This window comes from Pseudomonas sp. Irchel s3a12 (genome assembly GCF_900187485.1).
Lineage (GTDB): Bacteria > Pseudomonadota > Gammaproteobacteria > Pseudomonadales > Pseudomonadaceae > Aquipseudomonas > Aquipseudomonas neuropathica.
Map to the genome: position 1 here is coordinate 120,380 of NZ_FYDN01000002.1, position 19,857 is coordinate 140,236.

The following is a 19,857-nucleotide window of genomic DNA, read 5'->3' on the forward strand; positions in this document are numbered from 1 at the left end:
TCAGGCCACCGCCCGGGACATGACGTACAAGCCGTCACGCACGGTCATCGAGTCGTCTTCAAGGGTGCGCAGTTGCACACCCGCCACGTCCGGATGCGCATCGAGGCGCGCAGGGGCATGCAGATAAACGTTGAACGCGCGTTCGCTGGTCGAGGCTTGCAGCTGGCGTTCGCGACCGATCAGGGCATTCAACGCGGCATCGCTGTCGCTGCCGCCCACTGAGCGCACACCGGCCCAGCGCCCTTCCCTTGCGAGCAACAACACGCTGCGTTGCGGCTCGGCGACGACAAAGAGGAAGTCGCCGGCATCGAGGCTTTTGTCGAAGCGGTTGAACGCCGCCATCAGGTACGGCTGCACTGAACGCAGACGCAAACCGCGACCGCTGACCAGCGTGCGCAGGCGTTCGAGCAAGTCTTGCGGCAAGGCACTGGCGATGCGGTCGTAACCGGCCGGCTCGGCGGACAGCACCAGACTCCACGGTTGTGTAGGCGCGCCAAACAGGTCTTCAAAACACAGTTGGGCAAAGCCGCGCAGTTCCTCAGGGCTGCTGATCTGCGCGCTCCACGGCACCAGGCAGAAACGGCTGAAGTGCCCGGAGATGACCACGCTCAGTTCGGCACCGGCACGGGCGTGTTCACCGAGCAGGCAGTCGAGGGTATCCAGCGCCACCGCGTAGCTCTGGAAGCCTTCGTCGATGTAGCCGACGCTGCCCAGCCACAGGGTGTCGCTGCCGCGCCGCTGACCGAGGCCAACACCGCTGGCGCCGAGCACGGCGACAAAACGCTCACGCGATAAAAGTGACACGATTGATCTCCTCCAGCGTGGTGCGACCTTGTTCCACCAGCTCCAGCGCCGATTCACGCAACAGGCGCAAACCACGGGCACAGGCCAGGGCTTTGATTTGTTTGATCGGTTGGCGCTCGACGATCATCTGGCGCAGCTCGTCGTCGAGGTGCAGCAACTCGGCAATCGCCGTGCGCCCGCGATAACCGCTGCCCCGGCAGTGGCCGCAGCCTTTGCCGTGGACGAAGTGGTAGTGATCGACTTTCTGCGGATCGAGGCCCGAGGCGCACAGCTCTTCATCGCTTGGATTGACCGGCGCGCTGCAACTGGCGCACACCAGCCGAATCAGGCGCTGGGCGAGAATCGCGTTGAGCGCCGAGACCAGGCTGTACGGGTCGATTTCCATTTGGGTGAAGCGGCCAATCACGTCGAAAACGTTGTTGGCGTGGATGGTGGTGAACACCAGATGGCCGGTGAGCGCCGATTGCACGGCGATCTGCGCGGTGTCCGGGTCACGGATTTCGCCGACCATGATCTTGTCCGGGTCGTGGCGCAGGATCGAGCGCAAACCCCGGGCGAAGGTCAGGCCTTTTTTCTCATTGACCGGGATTTGCAGCACCCCCGGCAATTGATATTCGACCGGGTCTTCGATGGTGATGATCTTGTCCACGCCGTGGTTGATCTCGGTGATCATCGCGTACAGCGTGGTGGTCTTGCCGCTGCCGGTCGGGCCCGTCACCAGGACCATGCCGTAGGGTTCGGCAGCGAGGCGGCGCAACTGGCGCAGGGTTTCGTCCTCAAAGCCCAGCGCCTGCAATTGCACACCGCAGACCTTGTCGGCCAGATCCTGTTTGTCGAGTACCCGCAGCACCGCGTCTTCGCCAAAGATGCTCGGCATGATCGATACGCGGAAGTCGATCTGGCGGCCGCTGATGCCAATCTTGAAACGACCGTCCTGCGGCACGCGTTTTTCGCCGATGTCCAGTTCAGCCATGACCTTGACCCGCGAAATCACCTGCTCGGCGAACTCGCTGCCCTGGACTTTGCTGATGTTATTGAGCACACCGTCGATGCGGTACTTGATCACCAGACCGTGGCCGGTAGTGCCGAGGTGAATGTCGCTGGCGTGCATTTTCAGCGCGTCGTAGAGGGTCGAGTTGACCAGTTTCACCACGCTGCTGGCGTCTTCGCTGATGCTGGTCAGCGACAGGCTTTGCAGGGTGTCGATTTCGTGGTGGGTATCGCCTTGGGCGTTCAGCGATTCGACGGCGTGGAAGCTTTCTTCGTGACGGGCCAGATAGGCTTTGAGGTCATCGGCGTGCACCAGATGCAGCGGCGCGCCGTGCAGGCAGTCATCGATCCAGGCCAGCCGCGCCGGGTCGAAGGGGTCGGCAAACACGCCGATGACTTCGTCGTTGTGGCGCAGCAGGATGAATTCACGTTTGAGGCATTGTGCGAGGGTGACCCGGTCAAATACCGGCGTCGCTTGAAACAGGCTGTCGGTGTCGAGCACCGGGTAATGCAGGGTGGCGCCGAGGGTGTGAATGAACGGCATCGGCGCCAGTTCACAGAGTACGCCAAGGGCTTCAAGCACGCGTTCGCCGGAGGTGGCGGCCCGCGCCCGGGCCTGGGCAAGCTGTTCACTGGAAAAGCGTTCCGGCGCGCTCGGCGCCAGCAGAGGTTCGACGACAACGGACAGACGTTCCATGGCTTGCTCTCCAACCGGGGCTTGGTGCCCTGTCGGCGCGGCAAACCTTGGCGGCAAGTGCCGGAACGTCTGTTCGCGCCATTACTCCCCGGTGAGCATTTGATCGTCGTCCGGCGCCATGGATCGCGACTGCCGTCGCCGATCCGCCAACACCCAACTGCCATCGTACAACTGCAACGGGAAGCTCTCGGTCCTGCTCTGGCGTCGTTCGACGAAACCCTCGGAAGGGTTTGCACCAGGTTTCGCTTCGCGCTTGAAGCCCAGAAGGTCGCAGACAGCTCGGGCCAGTTCCGCCAAAGGAAACGGTTTGAACAGGATGTGGCTGACCCCCAGTTGCCGCGCCCGCTCACAGACTTCAGCGGTCGGGTGACCCGTAATCAGCACAAAATGGCACGTCCTGTTCTGGCGGACCGCGTCGAGCACCTCAAAGCCTTCCATATCGGGCAAGCGGTAATCGAACACCAGCACGTCGGGGGCAAACGTTTCGGCCAAACCGATAGCCGTCGCTCCGTCATGTGCAATCCGGACGTCCAGCCCCTGCGCCGACAGATAATCCTGAAGGTTCTGTGCAAGCAGCTGTTCGTCTTCGACAACCAGTACTTTGTTAACCAAGGTCGACTCCTTGAAACAGCAGGTCCGATGACCCCGCCCTGAGAGTGCGCCTTACCATCGGTAACGCACACTTCATGCCAGGCTGAGTGCCGGTAATTTTACGTCTTCATGTCCTTGAATTTAATGACAATGCCCGCTCGTCCCGGTACCCCGTTCCCCAGAAACGGGGAAGCACCTGAATGGGCATCGAAGCCATTCCCCACTATTGGGGGGGAACCTTCAGTCGTCGTCAATTCGTTCGATCCTGTTCTGCACCCGTAATTGCGCGAGCACCTGACGACGAGCCTGGGTCTGTTGCTGTCGGGCGAGCTGTGCCCTGACTGTGTCCAGCCCCTGCAAATCTGGGACATCGGCGGCCTCCAAGTGGTTCGGCAAATAAATCACATGCCAGCCAAACGGTGAGCGCACCGGATCGCTGGCAAAACTCGCCCCTCCGGCAATCGAGGCGCGCATTTGCAACAAGCGTAGACGCGCTTCGGTGACTGTGGCTGCATCCGCTTGCGCGGGCACGCGGATCAACAGGTGGCGCGGTTGCAAGGTATTGGCGCGGATCAACTCGGCGAACATCTGCTGCGCCGCCAGTTCGCGGCGGCTGTACTCGGTGAAGGACGCCTCATCGAAACCGGCGTCCTGCAAGCGGCGGACGAATTTATCCGTGCCGCCGATAGCACTGCGGGTCTGCTCGACTTGCTGAAGTACCACTTGATCGTCGATCTGCAGCCCGCGTTTTTGCGCTTCCTGCCACAGCAGTTCTTTGTCGATCAGCGCTTGCAGCGCCGCCTGACGCAGCTGTTTGTAGGCCTTGGGATTACGAATGCTCGCCACCGCGCGGCCCTGATCTTCCAGGTATTCGGCAAAGAAGCGCTCAAAGCGAAACCCGGAAATCTCCTCGCCGTTGACTCGCGCCACGGCCGGCTCGTTATTGGCCCACGCCAGCGGCAGCCAGCAGGTCAGCAGCATTATCAGCGTTGTGAGCTTCATGATCGGGCCCTCCATTCAGGGGCTGGCAACAATCGGTTTATAGGGTGCGACCAGATAAAAGCGCTGATCGGGCAAATCCACGGTGACCACATGGGCGCCGCTCAAGCCCAGGCGTCGGCCGGGGCCAAAGCTCAGGCGCGGGGTCAGACCGGTGTCGAAGTCGTGCAGACCTTCCAGCGCCGTCACCAGTTTTTCGCGGCTGGCGTCGCGGCCGGCCTGTTTCATGCCTTCGCTGAGCAGCAACATCGAAGCGTAGGCGCCGACTTGCAGCACCGCATGCTGGGCGCCGAGGCCCTGGCCTTCGCGCAGCAGCGTCAGGGCCATGCGCCCGGTCTGGGTCCAGTCGCTGGGCACGAACGGATAGGCGAGAAACACCCGTCGGGTGAATCCGTCGGGCACTTGCAGCAGATCGCCGGCCACCTGGCTTGAAGCGGCGAACAGATAAGGCACTTGCCCGGCGCTTTGCAGCCGTGTCGCCAGACGACTGAAACCGCCGCCACTGCCCAGATAGAACACCGATCGCGAACCCAGCGGCAGCGCATCCGCCGTCGGGTCGTAGGCTTGCAGTTGGACTTTTTGCCAGCCGTGATCCTGCAAATACTGGCCGAGGTTTTGCGCGGCCAGCGTTTGTGCAGGGTCATCGGGATAGGCAATCAGGGTCGGCCCTTGCAGCACGCGCAAACTCGCCGTGGCGTAATCGGCCAAGGCGATCAGTTGCTCGCGCAAGCCCGGCAGCGGCTCGAAAATCTGCGGACTGGCCTGCACCGCCCCAAGCAACGACAAGGCGCCGATCAGCGGCACGCCGGCCTGTTCCAGGCGCGGCCCCAGTTCGCTGTCGAGAGCCGGTGCCAGCGGTGCGATCAGGGCGAACACCTGTTCCTGCTCGATCAACTGCTGCAGGGCTTGTTCGGCACTGGCGCGATCCGGGCCGGGATCGACAACGGTCAGACGCAGCTGCCGTCCATGAATGCCTCCGGCCTGATTGATCCGCGCCACGCTGCCGTTAAGTATCGCTGCGATGGTCATGCCCTCTTCCGCCAGCGGGCCCTGACTGGGCAGCAGCGTGCCGAGGTGCAAGGTCTCGGCGTCGAGGCCGGGGTCGCGCTCATCGGCCAGGCGTTTGAGGTACGCGGTGAGATTGCGCTGATCCTTCATCGACAGCACAAAGCGCGGCATGCTCGGGTCGAGGCGATTGTGCCCGGGGTCGCGGCCCTGCTCGATGGCAATGGCCAGAGTGCTTTCGCTGTAAGCCGGATAGCTGCGCCCGTTGACCTGCTGCTGACCATAAGCGCTGGTCAGTCGCGCCCAGTTCAGCGGCGGCGGACGCACCCCGCCTTCGGGTCGCCCGAGGCCGTCGGCGCCGTGGCAATTGGCGCACGGCAGGCTGGTTGCCGGCAGCAACATATCCGCCGCGCCAACCCGCGCCATGATCGCTTCGCCGCTAGCTGAAAGACCTTGGCGGTACAGGCGCTTGCCTGCCGCTTCCTCCGCAGTCAGCGGCGCAGCGCTCGCGCCAAGGCTGACGCCAGCGAGCAGGATCAGGGCGAGTACGCGGCAGCGTTTCATGGCGCGGAGTCAACGGCCAGCCACGGGCATTGTCAGCAACTGCAAGCGCTGGGCAATGGCGGCGGCCGGGGCGTCGGGACGGATCTTGCTCCAGCGTTTATTGGCGACATCGCCGACGATCAACTGCGTCGAGTGCTGCTCGGGCGTCGGCACGATCTGGCCGATGCGGCTCAGCACCAGATCCATCTGCGCCTTGTCGCCGGTAAGAAAAAGCCAATGAGGGTCATCGGAACCCTGCTTCAAGGTGTAAGCCTTGAGCACCGCCGGCGTGTCGCGCAGCGGGTCACTGGTAAGGGAAATGAAGGTAATGTCCTGTGCCTTGTCACCCAGCAGCTCGCGGACTTCTTTGAGCTTTTGGGTGATCAGCGGACAGGCGTCGTTGCAACTGGTGAAGATCACGTTGAGCAGCACTATGCGGTTTTGCAGCGCATCGCTGTAGAAGCGCAGGGTCTCGCCGTTCTGATCCTGCAACGGCGTGTCGGTGAACCAGGTTTTCGCGTCGTGGGTGCCTTTGGCCGGCGCGGCAGCGACAGCGGCTGGCGGCTCGGAGACGTGGCCTTCGTGGGCGAACGCGACGTTACCAAGAATCCAGAAACACACGGTCAGGGAGATCCAGTCGAGCGTTCTCATGGCTGCTGCTCCATGGCGATGGCGGTGTGTTTGGCGTGGGTGCGCAGGCCGCTGAGTTTTTCCACTTCCTTGGCCAGCAGCGCCGGATCAGTGAAGCCGTAGTAGCGCATCCAGTGGCGGCTGTCGCCGTCGCCGACGAGGATCAGCGGTTGATGACTCTTCAGGTCACCGCTGAAACTGCCGAGGCCCTTGAGGGTTTCATTGATCGACTGTGGCGAACCGGTCAGCCAACTCCAGCCCGGCCCGCGCTGGAAGGTACGCGCATAATCCTGCAGACGTTTCGGGTCGTCGCGCTGTGGGTCGATGCTGATTGAGACCAACTGCACTTCTTCGCCGACCCGCGCGCCGAGCTGCTTCTGCACCTTGCCCATGATCGACGAGACCACCGGGCACACCGTGGTGCAACTGGTGTAGATAAAGCTCATAACAACGATTTTGCCCTGCACCAAGTCTTGTTCGAGGCGCACGGTTTTACCGTTCTGGTCGAGCAGCGGCACGTTGGCGAATTTCACTTGGGCGTGTTCCTGAGTGCTGCTGGCCGGGGCCTTGTGTCCGGCGTGTTCGTCGGCCGAATGAGCGTTGGCGTGTTGAACGCCAAGGCTCAACAGGCACAGGGTCAGCATGCCAGTGGATGCAAATCGGTTCATGTCGAAACTCCTCTTCAACGGGCCTGGCCGGGGGCTACCCGAACACTGGCAAAGGTCTTGTCATCGAAACCGGCGCCCAGCGACGCCGCGCGCACATGCAGATACCAGGCGCCGCTGCGGTCGAGGGTGATCGGCGCTTCGTACACGCCGTCGGCGACTTCCAGCGCCGCCACTTCGCGGGGGTGCGAGGTGGGCGCGAGGTAGTAGCGCAGTTGCACGTCTTTGACGCCGCTGCGTTGGCTTTTGTCTTTGCCTTGCACAATGCGGAAACGCACAACGTACGGGTCGTTGAGTGCCACGGCAGTCTTGTCGAGGAGGAACTCGACTTTCGGTTGGCCGAGGTGTTTTGCCACGGCGCCATTGGTTTCGATCTGCGCAGTGAAGCAGTGAATGATGTTCGGTTGGTTGAGCAGGAACGCCACGTCAAAGCGCCCCGCTGCCGGCAGTTTTACCCGTGCGCTGTACAAGCCCGGAGAGACCTCGCGCAGGCTGCGATCGATGACCATGGCGGCGCGGGCGATCTGGCCACGGTTGGGGTAACCGGACATCGGCGCGTTCATGCCTTCGGCGTAGAAATAGGTGGTGTTGTCGACCGGGTTGACCACGAACACCGCGTTGTCGTCACGCGACACCGCCAGGCTTGAGGCCAGCGGCAAATCCCCGGCCAGACGCGGCGCTTGCGGGCCGGCTTCGAAACCCTGGCTGATCGGCTGGCGACCTTCGCCGAGGGAGGACAGGTTGATCATGGTGACTTTGGGTGACGCGAGTCCGCGGATGTAGGCGTAGGCCTGGGTGAACACCACTTGGTAGGGTTCGGCGCTGACGTCCAGGTCGTGTATGGCGCTGTTGGTGGCGGCATCGATGATGCTGGCGCGGTTTTCCACGGTGTTGAGCACTACACCGAAGCGGCCGTCGGCGCTGAAGCCCATCGGGCCGAGGCCTTGCTGCAGTTTGATCACCCGGCGGATGGCGTGGGTGCTGGCGTCGATCACGGTGACGGTGCCGTCCTTGCCATCGGCGACGTAGACCGCGCCGGACAGCGCTGAGTAGGCGACTGACAAGGGATGAGAGCCGGTTTTGATCTGCTGGACGATGCTCAGGCTGGCGATGTCGATCACGCTGACGGTGCCATCGTCACGGTTGCTGACGAAGGCGAAGCGGCTGTCCTTGCTGAAGCTGATTTCGTGGTGGCCGCGCCCGGTCTGCAAATGTTTGAGGGGTTTGAGGCTTTGGCTGTCGATCACCGTTACGCCGGAGTCTTCGGCTTTGCTGGCGTTGTTGCCGACCCACAGCAGGCGTTCGTCCGGTTGCAGCGCCACGCGCACCGGTTGGCTGCCGGCTTTGACCGAATCGAGAACCTTGAATTGTTCGCTGTCGATAACGGCCACTTCGCCCGCTGTCGGCATCGAGACGAACACGCGTTTGTTGTCTTTTGGGGTGACCCAATCCATCGGTGGTTGCTTGAGTTCGATCCGCGCCAGGGTGCTGGTGATGCCGCCCACTGACACCGACGGATCGACCACGGCGATGCTGGCGTCGCGGTTCATCACCAGCAGGAAATAGCTGTTGAGGTCGAGCAACGGCCGCGCGCCGATGTTGGACTTGAGAAACACGCCGACCCGGGCTTTGCAGCTCTGGTCGCGGCCCTGGGCTTTATCGGCGGCGAGGGTTTGCGGATCGACCCAGGCGCCCGGCGCTACCCCGGACAACGGCTGGCCGGAAGCGCTGTCAGTGACGTGGAACTGCACATCGGCGAATTCGCCTTCGCGCAGTTTACCGTCGGCGGCCAGCGGCTTGAGATTGAAATCCACCGCCACACCGTCGCGGTTCAGCGTCTGCTCGCCAGCGGTTTGCGCCAGCGCAATCTCACTCAGCGTCAACAACGCCCCGGCCGTAACCAGGGTGCAAATACCGATGATGTTGATGATCCTGTTCATACCACCCTCCCCTGTAACATTCACTTCCAACTACTGCCGCCCTCACTGCCTACCCTCACCCCTCTGTAGGAGTGAGCCTGCTCGCGATGGCGTCATCCGCCTCACCATCCGAAACCGAGTTGTCCCGATCGCGAGCAGGCTCACTCCTACATGGGATTTGCATTCATCCCACCCTCTTCATTGCCTACCACGCCCCCTGTGGGAGCTGGCTTGCCAGCGATGGCGTCCGTCCTGTCACATCAATGGCGCCTGTGCCGCCGTCATCGCTGGCAAGCCAGCTCCCACAGGTTTTGTATCCATCCCGTCAATCTCACTGGCACCCCTGGCCCCTTGTGGGAGCTGGCTTGCCAGCGATGGCGTCCTTCCTGTCACATCAATTGCGCCTGCGCCGCCGTCATCGCTGGAGAGCCAGCTCCCACAGGTTTTGCATTCATGCCGCAATCTCATTGCCACACCTGGCCCTTTGTGGGAGCTGGCTTGCCAGCGATGGCGTCCTTCCTGTCACATCAATTGCGCCTGCGCCGCCGTCATCGCTGGCAAGCCAGCTCCCACAGGTTTTTTATCCAGCCCGTCAAACTCACTGGCACCCCAGCTCCCACAAGGATTTGCATCCACAGGGATATTGTCGTTGCACCCATTTCTACTGCCCCTGCGGCGCCGGTTCCGGTTCGTTGGTCACCCGCAGCAGTCCCCATAACCCGGAGGTATTGCCGTAGGCGCCGTAGTCGCGGAACAGGTAATCCCCCGGGATCGCATTACTGCCGCCAGCACTCGGGATCATGAAGCTGAAGTGCGCGGCCGGCAGGATGCTTTCGTGGGCGCCGATGTACATCGACATCGGGTTGTAGCCGAAGCGCACCGAGCCCACGCCCGGCGAGCCCATCGGATAACCACCAACATCACTCTTCTCGGCCTGGAACGGGTTCACCGACCAGACGTGCCCGTCGAGCTGGAACGTGGTGCCGCGACTGCCACCGCTTGGCATCAAAATGTGCGTACGCAACGGCTGCCCCGGTTTGGCGTAGAGCACCGGTGTCTGCGGATCGCCGCCGACCAGCGCATTGCTGTAGGCCATGTGCGCGTTGACCATGTCGCCGTAACCTGCACCATCGGCATGCCCGAACGGTGCATCCGGGGCGAGGCCGAAGCGGTACCACAGCGGTTCGGTCTTGTAGTTGATCGCCATGCTCGAGTTGTCCTGCGGATCGGTCGGCACGCCGAAGCCCTCAGCGGCAATCCCTTCCACCGGCCGGCCATTGGCCCAACGGGTGTTCAACGCCTTGTGCCAGACCATCGCAAAGTCGCGGTAGCTGGTTTGCCCCGGCGCCGTAACCGTGGCGTTGACCTTGCGCGCATCGTCAACCCAGGTCGCGCCGATCGGCAGAATGCTCATCGCCCCACCGAGGCCTTTTTGCGGTTGCTTGATCACGTCCGCCGGGGTGATGTTCAAGCCGCCGAACTCGACCGCCGTGGCGTTGATGTTGTCGACGCTGCGCCCCAGTTGCGTCACCGGTTTGCCTTCACGCTCCAGGTGCCCGGCGTAGTACTGATAGGTACGGGTCGGGTACGCGCCGCTGCTGCCAATGCGCGGCGGCACGGTCTGGATCGGGTTGGCGCCGACGTTGGCGCCGTCGGATTTGGTGATGTCGTACGCCAACAATTGCGCGTGCAGACCGACGTGGCTGGACGGCCGCATCAGGTTGTTGCTGAAGGTGGTCGAACCCAGACCGCTGTTGCGATCACGCTTGACCATGCCCTGCATCACGGCAGTCTGGGTCAGGTCAGGCATCACGCTCGGCAGACGGTTTTCCAGAGTGATGTTGATGCAATCCCCCGCGGCTGCACGCAGCACCAACGGCTCGACCGGAATGCCGGGTTTGAGCTTGCCACTCACCGGATCGAGATCGGATTTGCGCACATACAGAATCGCGGTCGGATCATGCAACGGACCACTCTGCCCGCCGATGGTGATGGTTTCGCCATCCTCGGGATCGGTCACCGTGACCTGCGGAATGCTCACCGTGCGCGAGTTCAGCACCAGGGTGCCCCCCGCCGGATTCAGCGGCCCACCGACATGCTGGCCGAGCCCTTCGGGATCGCCGATGGTCAGGCCCAGCGTATTGCCGAGAATGTCGTTGGCCAGCGCCGCGACCACTTCATAGTTGCGCTGTACGGTTGGCCGGGTGCCAATGCCGTTAGGGTTGGCGCCATAGCGCGGGCAACTGCCCTCGAACGCCACTGTGTTGCGCATGCCCGCCGGGCTCGGGTTGTTCGGGATGGCGAACAGGTCGGCGCGTTTGGCGGTGTAGTTGCGCATCACGCCCCAGATACCGCTCCAGTAGCCTTCGATCGAGGCGTCCATCGAGTACAGATAGTCGCCCGTGGTCGCCGCCGAACTGGACAGCATCGACACCGGCGCAATGAAGCCCATCTGCTCGGAGATGCCGATCATTTGCGACGCGCGCCAGCCGGAGTTGGAGCTGTTGCCGAAACCGGAACCGCTCTGCAGCCATTTCACGCCGTGCAGGGTGACGTTGTGCTCTTCTTCATGGCCGCCGGCATGCACCCGCAGCCGCACGTTGTCGCCGGTATAGGTGCGCAGCATCGGTGTGAACGGATCGCCCGGTTCGGCGCCGCCCTTGTTGATGTGTGGCGGGAACAACGTGGTGCCGCCGGTAGGGCCGGTCGCAGAGGTGAGCAGATTCGGCGCCAGGTTCATCGCCGGAATTGCGCGGTCGGTGCGGCTTTGCATGGCGAACGACAGATCGCCACCGAGGCCATCGGCCTGCATGCCGCGCTTGCCATCCGGGCCGACCTTGTTCGGGTCGTACACGCGCAGAGCCAGCGGTTCGTTGCGATAGTTGACGACGAACATGCCCGGGTCATCCACCGAAATCGCCTGCGGACATGGCCGGCTCGGACAGCCCGGGACCTGACCGCCCTGCACTTCCAGCACGCCTTCTAACAAGTTGCTGGCGTTGTTGCGCACTGGCGGGTTGATTGCGTAGCGGAAGCTGTCGGCGGTGGCCGGGAACGCCTGCGCATTCGGCACGCCGTTAGGACCAGCCCCCACATAGACGCCGGCTTCATAGGCGTGCTGGAAGTCGCTGTATTCGAGGAAGAACTCGCGGAAGCTGTCGTTCTTGCCATCGCCATCGAGGTCGCCGGTGTTGATCACCGCTTGCCACGAGGTCGGGCCGCCATCCTGACGCGCCCCGCTGTACAAAGGCTCGCCGGTTTCGGCGTGGAACCAGGTGGAACCGGCCGGCTCTGCAAGAACGGTGGCGTACAGACCAATCTGTTGGTGCGTCGATGGGCCTAAGTGGTCGTGAGTGAAAATCGTGCCGAGACCGCGATCGACGCCTTTGATATTGACCACCGGATCGACGAACCAGCGCTGCATGGCCGTGCGCGCACCGACCCAATCGGCGCGGCCGTACTGACCGAAGAATGGATGGTTCTTGGCTTTCGGGCAGGCCTGAGTGCCGTCACGTGGATCGGTGCCGGCGCACTGGTTGAACTCGCGGATCGCGTGAATGCGTTCCTGCACGGCGCCGGGCGAGAGCACGCCGTCCTCGTAGTTCCAGCCGTTGGACGAGCCGTCCGCCGAGGTCAGATCCCACTTCGGCAAGTGGATGTGCTGGCCGATCACATCGGTCGGCGTGCGCACCTGATAGTCGTCCATCTCATAGGTGGCCGGCACCAGGTTGGTTTGCTGGTATTGCACGCAATCGAAGGTATTCATGCGCATCACCAGTGGCTCTGGCGGACGCTGCTTGGTGATCACCGGCCAGGCGTCTTCCCACAGCGCGAGAATGCGCGCCTGCGGGAAGTGATAACCGACCTTGTTGTACACCGCGTCGAACTGGATGTTCGCGGCTTTGTAAATGCGTGGGCGGTCGGCGGTGAAGCTCGAGGCGCCGACAAAGGACATGCCGTCGATGCGCTCACCGCTGGCGAATTCACCGCTACCGGCGCTGGCGGTCAGGCGTTTTTGCCGATCGTCCATGCACGGCTCGTAGTACGGCGCACCGGCCATTGGCAAGGCGCCGTTGGTACGGAACGCCTTGGCCACCACTTGATTGCCGGGCAGCAAGGCATAGCTTGGATGGTCTTTTTTCGCGTGGAAAGCCATCGCGGCCTGTTCGACTTCGGTGCCTTCTTCCGGCAGATAAATTGGTTTGGCGCGAGTGACTTCTTTGGAGAAGTCCAGCGAAGTGGTGACGGTGTGCGCTTCGCCACCGGCCGCGACGCCGTCGAGTGCGTGCCGTTGCAAGCCGCCATCCCAACCGCCGGACTGCGCCGGATCAAGATTGGCCCACAGCGCTTTGCCGCTGGCCTTGAGCGATTGCGCGGTGGCGGCGTCGAGCATGTCCAGTGGCGGAGTTGGTGGCCGTTGGCCGACCGAACTCTCCATGCCGCCGATCCAGAATGGGTAGCCAGGGTTTTTCAGGCTGCCGTCGGCATTGCGGTTGGCTTCGCTGCGATCGACCAGCGCCAGCGAGCCGATGGCTTGACCGCCGGCGTTGCCACCATGGTGCTCGCCGTCGTCATCGCCCTCTTCTTCGTCATCGTCGTCATCATTGCCGGCGACCAGGGTTTCGCCGATTTTCGGCACCACCACGACTTTGCCCGGCATTGGCGCCATGGCTTTGCCCGGCAGCGGCACAATCGCCGGAATCGGTGTGCCGGCAACGATCTCGCCGTCAGGCAAGGCCCGCGCGCCGGCCGCCGGTTTACCGCTGCGCAAGGCAAACGGTTCGCTGTGATAGCCGTCGGCGCCCTGCTGCGAAACATCGAGTCGGGTGCCTTCTTCAAACACATCGTGCACCCGCCACATGGCCCACATGCCTTGGGCAAAGTGCGGATAGAAATGGCAGTGATAGATTGCATCGCCGGCCACGCGGTTGCGGTTGCCCGAACCACCGTTGGCTATTTCATAGGTATAACCGGCGCCCGGGCCGATGCCCTGGGCGTCGACGTAATCGGAATTGTCGTCGTTGGGGTTGAACAGCCACTGATGGCCGTGCAGGTGGAAGATGTGTTGCTCGTGGCCATTGTGGGTATTGCGGAATTTGACGAAGTCACCGATGTAGCTGTGGTTGACGTTCGACGGCTCCGACGGATACAGCGCCATGGTGGCTTTCACACCGATCTGATCGGCGCGCGGTATCTGGTCGGGGGCGATGTTCTCAAGCCCGGTGTTGGCCGGCACATCCACCAGCATCGCCACATCGCCGACGGTGTGCGAGCTGAGGAAGAATTCTTCATAGGCGCACGACAGGCAGTCGTGCATCGGCCCCACGCCCAAGCGGTTGGCGACCACTTCGGCACCCATGCCGCCGGAGCCATAGTTGATCATGAACGAGTCGCGGGTCGGCTCCAGCACATGGGCCATCACCGGATCAGCCCAGTACGCCGGGAATGCTTGAGTGGCGGCGGTTTCATCCTGGAATTGCGAGGCAAAATCACGGAACGCTTCGAGGCGGTTGGGGATTGCCGGGTTGCGTTTGCCGACCGATTCCAGCGGATAGGTGCTGGATGGGAAGCTGCCGTCGGCGTTGCTGCCCATGACAATCGCATCGCTCTCGCTGGAAATGATTTCATTGCCGTCGACCATGCCGATGATCGGCGTGCCAGCCTTGCCTTCGCGCAACCACGGTTCGCGCTGTGGGTAGCGCGCCTGGTAATCAACGATCGGTTGGCCGGTGGGTGCGCGGCCAGTCGTGGCCAGGCGCATTTCTTCTTCGGTAAGGGTGTTGCGATAGGTGCGACCGCCCTTGGGCAGTACGACAACCTGGCCGAACAGTCCGTTGGCAACGTTGCCGGCCGCGCCCTCGCCGCCAAACGTTGCGCCACGGCTGCTCACGGCAAACGCGCCTTCACGTTCGGCGAACAAGGTGTAGGAACGGCTCGCGCCGGGAGGCACAAGGGTGTTGGCGTTACGCCCGGTGAACGAAGAAATGTCATCGATGCTGTTCACCGCTTGCAGGCCATTGACCTGGAAACCGACGTGACGATCCGCCACCTGCTCATCGACTTTGAAGTCTTCGGCGCCGTTGGCGTTTTCCGCGCCCTCTTCTTCGCCCTCGTTTTCAAAGTGCTTGTTCGGGTTGGCCTGATAGTCGAGCAGGTTCTGCAAATTGATCGTCAGGCAATCGCCGGCGGCCACGCGCAGCACCAGCGGCCGTGGACGCTTGTCCGGGCGCAACGAGACTTTGCCTGGCACTGCGGCGCCGCCGTAAGCCAGTGACTGCTCATGTTCATCCACCACATCGCGGCGCAGGGCGAACATCATGCCGTTGATGTTCTGCGCGCCGAGGCGGTTGAACATCAGTGGCTGATCGAAGGCGACGACGTTGGCCACCAGGTTGCGCTCGCAACGTACGGCCGCGCCGGCCAGCTCGACGCTGAGCATCGAGGCCAGAATCAGCAGCCAGTTAATCAGGGACGGAGCGTGAGGAAAGCCAGCCATGATCAGTAACCTCGTAGTGGGTGCTCTTGGGAACACTTCTCGACAAATGCCTCGGAGCAATCCGCGTGCCACAAAAAATTGCATTAGCGTTCAATCAGTTACTGCGGCCACTTGAGAATCCGGGGGATATTCCCCACCCGTTTTCCCCACTTTTCGGGCCTCCACGGTTTACCCCGAAAGTGGGGAAAACCGGGTTGGGGGTCACAACGGCGCGTCCATCGCCAGGCCCTGCAAACGCCGGTACTGACGCAACACATTCGGTACATAACGCTGGGTTTCGGCGAACGGCGGAATCACCCGGCCACGGCTGAGCACCGCGTCTGGCCCGGCGTTGTAGGCCGCCACGGCGAGGGCAATGTCGTTGTCGAACAGGGTCATCAGGCGCTTGAGGTATTTGGCCCCGCCCTGGATGTTGGCCTTGGGGTCGTAGACGTCAGTGACGCCCAGCTCCCGTGCGGTGTCGGGCATCAACTGCATGAGCCCGCCCGCACCTTTGGGTGAAGTGGCACCGGGGTTGTAGCGAGACTCGGCGTTGATCACTGCATGCAGCAGCGCCTCGGGTAATTGATTGACCTTGGCCGCCGCCGAAACCAGTTCCGCGTAGGGCTGGTTGGCGATCATTTGCGGCTGCTGATCGAGGCTGGCCACAGGCATTTCAGCCTCGCGGACCACCCGTTCGTAAGTGCGTCCGGGCCGGTGAACGTTGGACAGTACATAGCTGCCCTTGGCGTCCACCGAAATGAACACATCGGCTTGCGCGGCGCCGCTGAGCAGCACACATCCGAGCAATCCGCTGGCGAGAAATTTCATGTCGGGCCTCCCCGGATCGACCCCGATAAATTGGGGGAAATGCCCCAATGGCCGATCACGTTTGAGCCATACGCAAGCACTGTGCCGACTCTGGAGATGCCCGGATTACAAGGGTTTCAGCCAATCAGGTGATTTTCATTGGGGGCTGAGCATGGCAATTGCATAAGCCGTTCTGGCGACACGGCTGCCACTCACGGGAGGTCATCATGAAGCTGCAATTTCGTCCGCGTAGCCAACGCGGTTTTACTCTGCTCGAATTGCTCGTGGTGCTGGTGGTCCTCGGCCTGTTGGCCGGGATCGTCGCGCCGAAATACTTCGCCCAACTCGGTCGCTCCGAAGTGAAAGTGGCCAAGGCGCAGATCGAAGGTCTGAGCAAAGCGCTGGATATCTATCGACTGGAAGTCGGCCACTACCCGTCCACCGAGCAGGGCTTGCAGGCCTTGGTCATCGCGCCGAGTGACGAGGCGAAATGGACCGGCCCGTACTTGCAGAAAAAACTGCCGCAGGATCCGTGGGGGCGTAATTACGCTTACCGCTATCCCGGCGAAAACAGCGAGTACGACCTGCTGTCGATGGGCAAGGACGGCCAGCCCGGCGGCGAAGGCGAAAACGCCGAAGTGACCAACTGGCAGTGAGCGGAGCGCGGCCCATGCGATTTCATGTGAAAGCGGTCGGCAAGGCAGGCGTGGTGTCCTTGAGTGTGGAGGCGCCGGGGGACAGCGAGGCGCGGCGCATTGCCGAGGATCAGGGTTTACGTGTGCTCAGCTCGCACGCCGACAAGCATTGGCGTTCGCTGAAACTACGCCAGCGCGAGACGTTCAATCTGGTGTTGTTCAGCCAGGAACTGACCACTTTGCTCAATGCCGGCCTACCGTTGATCGATGCGCTGGAAAGCCTCGCCGAAAAAGAAACCGCCCCCGCCGCCCGCAAAACCTTGAGTGAGCTGGTGCGCCTGCTGTACGAGGGCAAGTCTTTTTCGCAGGCGCTGGGCCAGTTGTCGGCGGTGTTCCCGCCGCTGTACGTGGCGCTGGTGCAGTCCAGCGAAAAGACCGGCGCGGTCGGCGATGCGCTGGGGCGCTACGTCAGCTATCGCCAGCGCATGGACGAGGTGCGGCAGAAGATCATCAGCGCGTCGATCTACCCGATGCTGTTGCTGGTGGTCGGCGGTGGCGTGGTGCTGTTCTTGATGGGTTATGTGGTGCCGCGTTTCAGTCTGGTGTTTGAAGGCTTGGGCGATAACCTGCCGTGGCTGTCGCAGGTGTTGATGAGCAGTGGCATGTTTTTGCATGCGCATCAGGCTGAATTCTTCGCTGGGTTGGCGGCGATTGTCATCGCCCTCGCCGTGTTGCAAAAGCAACCGGCGTTTCGCCGGGGACTGGATCGGCTGGTGGAGAGACTGCCGGCCGTGCATCAACGGATTTTCATGTATGAGCTGGCGCGGTTTTATCGCTCGCTGGGGATTCTGCTGCAAGGCGGGATTCCGCTGGTGACCGCCATGAGCATGGTGCGCGGCTTGCTCACCGTGGCTTCGCGGGTGCGGCTCGATCAGGCCTGCGAGCGCGTGCGCGAGGGGCAATCATTGTCGACCGCGCTGGAGCTAAATCACCTGGTGACGCCGGTGTCCCTGCGCCTGCTGCGCGCGGGCGAACAGTCCGGCAACCTCGGGCAGATGATGGAACGCAGCGCCGATTTCTACGACGAGGAAATCAGCCGCTGGCTGGAGTGGTTCGTGAAGTTGTTCGAGCCGCTGCTGATGACGTTTATCGGCCTGCTGATCGGGGTCATCGTGATCCTGATGTACATCCCGATTTTCGAACTGGCTTCGAGTATTCACTGACTCCGGGAACGGGTCCGCCCCCTGCAACAACGCACTTTTACGTTCCCAAACAAAACCACAAAGACGGAGAACGATATGCACATTAAAAAGCTCGTGCTCGCAATGGCCATCGGCGCAGTTCTGTCGGCGTCCATCGTGCTGATTCCAGATAGCCTTTCCGGCATTTCCAGTGTTCAGGCCAAGGAAGGTGGCAGTGGTGGTGGAGGGAGTGGCGGCGGTGGACATGGCGGAGGGGGCGGCGGTAACGGTGGAGGAAATGGCGGCGGGCATGGTGGTAGTGGTGGAGGCGGCGGAAGTGGCGGTGGCGGTGGCGGTGGCGGTGGCGGTGGCGGTGGCGGTGGCGGTGGCGGCAATGGTGGTGGACACGGCGGCAGTGGCAATGGCGGAAGTGGCCACGGTGACGGCGGCAGTGGTCACAGCGGCGGCGGCCAGGGCTCCGGACACGCCGGCAACTCCGCCTCCTCAGGACGCAACGGCACCCACGCCGAACCAGGCGATGACCGCGGCGTGCACCGGGCAGGCGAAGTCGGCGACGACCATGGCGTCCATCGCGCGGGTGAAGTCGGTGACGACCGGGGCCTGCATGCAGCTGGCGAACCGGGGGATGATCGTGGCGTACATGTCGGCGGCGAGCCGGGCGATGACAAGCGCGCCAACTGATCCATCCTGAAACACCGCAACCCTTGTGGGAGCTGGCTTGCCAGCGATGAGGCCCGATCAGGCAACGCTGTATTGCCTGACACACCGCCATCGCTGGCAAGCCAGCTCCCACAGGGTTTTTTGGTGTGCAAACAATCAGCAGACAACCACCATCAACTGTGGGAGCGAGCCTGCTCGCGAAGGCTGGGGGTCAGCCAATATTGTTTTGACTGACACACCGCTTTCGCGAGCAGGCTCGCTCCCACAAGGGTTTTGCAGGGATTGAAAATCTACTGTAAGGCTCAGAGGGCGACGTGGCTCTCGTTCAGGCGTTCGCGCAAGAACTCGACCAGCGCCTGAACCGGCCTTGAGGCCTGGCGATGCTGTGGGTAAACGGCTGAAAGTGTCAGCGGCTCCGGCCGCAGATCATCCAGCACCGGCACCAACCGGCCATCTCTCAATGCCGCGCCAACGATGAACGTCGGCAGATAAGTAATGCCCATCCCCTGCACCGCCGCATCCCTGAGCAACTCGCCGTTGTTCACGCGCATGCGCCCGGTGACATTCACCAACAACGGCTTACCCTGCCCCGCGTTAAAGCGCCATTGCACCGAACGCCCATGCCCATACGGCAAGCAATCATGGCTGTGCAGGTCTTCAGGCTTGAGCGGCGTGCCGCGCTCGGCGAGGTACGCCGGACTGGCGCAGTACACCCGCTCGATCGGCGCGATGCGCCGGGCAATCAGGGTCGAGTCTTCCAGCACGCCAATGCGCAGCGCCAGATCGTAGCCCTCACCGAGCAAATCCACCGGGCGGTCACTCAAATCCACCTCGACCGTGACCTCGCGATAGCGCTGCAAAAACATCGGCAGCAGACACCCCAGATGCGCCACGGCAAACGACAGCGGCGCACTCACACGAATCGTCCCGCGTGGCTCGGCGGTCTGCCCGGCGATGCCCTGCTCCACTTGCTCGACTTCGCCCAACAGCCGTAGCGCCGATTCGTAATAGCTCTGCCCCAGCGGCGTGACGTCCAGACGCCGGGTCGAACGGTTCAACAACCGCACACCGAGGCGCTCTTCCAGTTGCATCAAGCGTCGGCTGACGAACTGCTTGGACAGGCCTAATTGATCGGCCGCTGAGGTGAAGCTGCCGGAGTCCATGACCTGGCAAAAAATACGCATGTCTTCGAATGGGTTCATTGTCACTCTCTGGTGGACAGTTAAACGCTT

Annotated in this window: 14 protein-coding genes; 3 read left to right on the forward strand and 11 right to left on the reverse strand. The window is 62.5% G+C overall.

What is annotated here, in order from left to right; all coding sequences use genetic code 11:
- From CKW14_RS04125 to CKW14_RS04170, 10 genes are all read right to left on the reverse strand, one after another.
- Positions 1–804, reverse strand: a complete 804-nt coding sequence (locus CKW14_RS04125; protein ID WP_095124779.1) for a hypothetical protein — start codon at positions 802–804, stop codon at positions 1–3.
- Positions 785–2,491 carry a GspE/PulE family protein gene (locus CKW14_RS04130; RefSeq protein WP_095124780.1) on the reverse strand — a complete coding sequence of 569 codons (1,707 nt, stop codon included), beginning with the start codon at positions 2,489–2,491 and terminating at the stop codon, positions 785–787. The genes CKW14_RS04125 and CKW14_RS04130 overlap by 20 nt, the downstream gene beginning before the upstream one ends.
- Positions 2,492–2,572: 81 nt before the next feature.
- Entirely contained in the window at positions 2,573–3,103 is a 531-nt protein-coding gene (locus CKW14_RS04135) for a response regulator (RefSeq protein WP_095124781.1), read from the reverse strand.
- 219 nt (positions 3,104–3,322) lie between these two features.
- Positions 3,323–4,084: a SurA N-terminal domain-containing protein gene (locus CKW14_RS04140; RefSeq protein ID WP_095124782.1), complete on the reverse strand. Its 762-nt coding sequence runs from the start codon at positions 4,082–4,084 to the stop codon at positions 3,323–3,325.
- A 15-nt stretch (positions 4,085–4,099) separates the two neighbouring features.
- Complete coding sequence (locus tag CKW14_RS04145) at positions 4,100–5,650, reverse strand: ABC transporter substrate-binding protein (RefSeq protein ID WP_095124783.1); 1,551 nt, start codon at positions 5,648–5,650, stop codon at positions 4,100–4,102.
- 9 nt (positions 5,651–5,659) lie between these two features.
- Positions 5,660–6,280, reverse strand: a complete 621-nt coding sequence (locus CKW14_RS04150) for an SCO family protein (protein ID WP_095120161.1) — start codon at positions 6,278–6,280, stop codon at positions 5,660–5,662.
- Positions 6,277–6,927 carry an SCO family protein gene (locus CKW14_RS04155; RefSeq protein WP_095124784.1) on the reverse strand — a complete coding sequence of 217 codons (651 nt, stop codon included), beginning with the start codon at positions 6,925–6,927 and terminating at the stop codon, positions 6,277–6,279. Before CKW14_RS04155 ends, CKW14_RS04150 begins: the two co-directional genes overlap by 4 nt.
- Before the next feature lie 14 nt (positions 6,928–6,941).
- Positions 6,942–8,864, reverse strand: coding sequence for a YncE family protein (locus CKW14_RS04160; protein ID WP_095124785.1), 1,923 nt, complete (start codon positions 8,862–8,864; stop codon positions 6,942–6,944).
- 640 nt (positions 8,865–9,504) lie between these two features.
- Positions 9,505–15,339, reverse strand: a complete 5,835-nt coding sequence (mnxG, locus tag CKW14_RS04165) for a manganese-oxidizing multicopper oxidase MnxG (protein WP_095124786.1) — start codon at positions 15,337–15,339, stop codon at positions 9,505–9,507.
- A gap of 201 nt (positions 15,340–15,540) precedes the next feature.
- Positions 15,541–16,149, reverse strand: coding sequence for a lytic transglycosylase domain-containing protein (locus CKW14_RS04170; protein WP_095124787.1), 609 nt, complete (start codon positions 16,147–16,149; stop codon positions 15,541–15,543).
- Between the two features lie 206 nt (positions 16,150–16,355).
- Here CKW14_RS04170 and gspG point away from each other — a divergent pair, with 206 nt between their 5' ends.
- The 3 genes from gspG (at position 16,356) to CKW14_RS29920 (ending at position 18,646) form a co-directional block, all read left to right on the forward strand.
- The gene (gspG, locus tag CKW14_RS04175) at positions 16,356–16,784 is read left to right on the forward strand and encodes a type II secretion system major pseudopilin GspG (RefSeq protein WP_095124788.1); all 429 of its coding nucleotides are present in this window, start codon (positions 16,356–16,358) and stop codon (positions 16,782–16,784) included.
- Positions 16,785–16,798: 14 nt separating this feature from the next.
- The gene (locus tag CKW14_RS04180; protein ID WP_095124789.1) at positions 16,799–17,986 is read left to right on the forward strand and encodes a type II secretion system F family protein; all 1,188 of its coding nucleotides are present in this window, start codon (positions 16,799–16,801) and stop codon (positions 17,984–17,986) included.
- A 75-nt stretch (positions 17,987–18,061) separates the two neighbouring features.
- Positions 18,062–18,646: a hypothetical protein gene (locus CKW14_RS29920; RefSeq protein ID WP_176471251.1), complete on the forward strand. Its 585-nt coding sequence runs from the start codon at positions 18,062–18,064 to the stop codon at positions 18,644–18,646.
- 281 nt (positions 18,647–18,927) lie between these two features.
- On the opposite strand, the gene CKW14_RS04190 is transcribed toward CKW14_RS29920, so the two are convergent.
- A complete protein-coding gene (locus CKW14_RS04190) occupies positions 18,928–19,827 on the reverse strand; it encodes a LysR family transcriptional regulator (RefSeq protein WP_095124790.1) in 900 nt (299 codons plus the stop codon).
- Positions 19,828–19,857 lie beyond the last annotated feature (30 nt).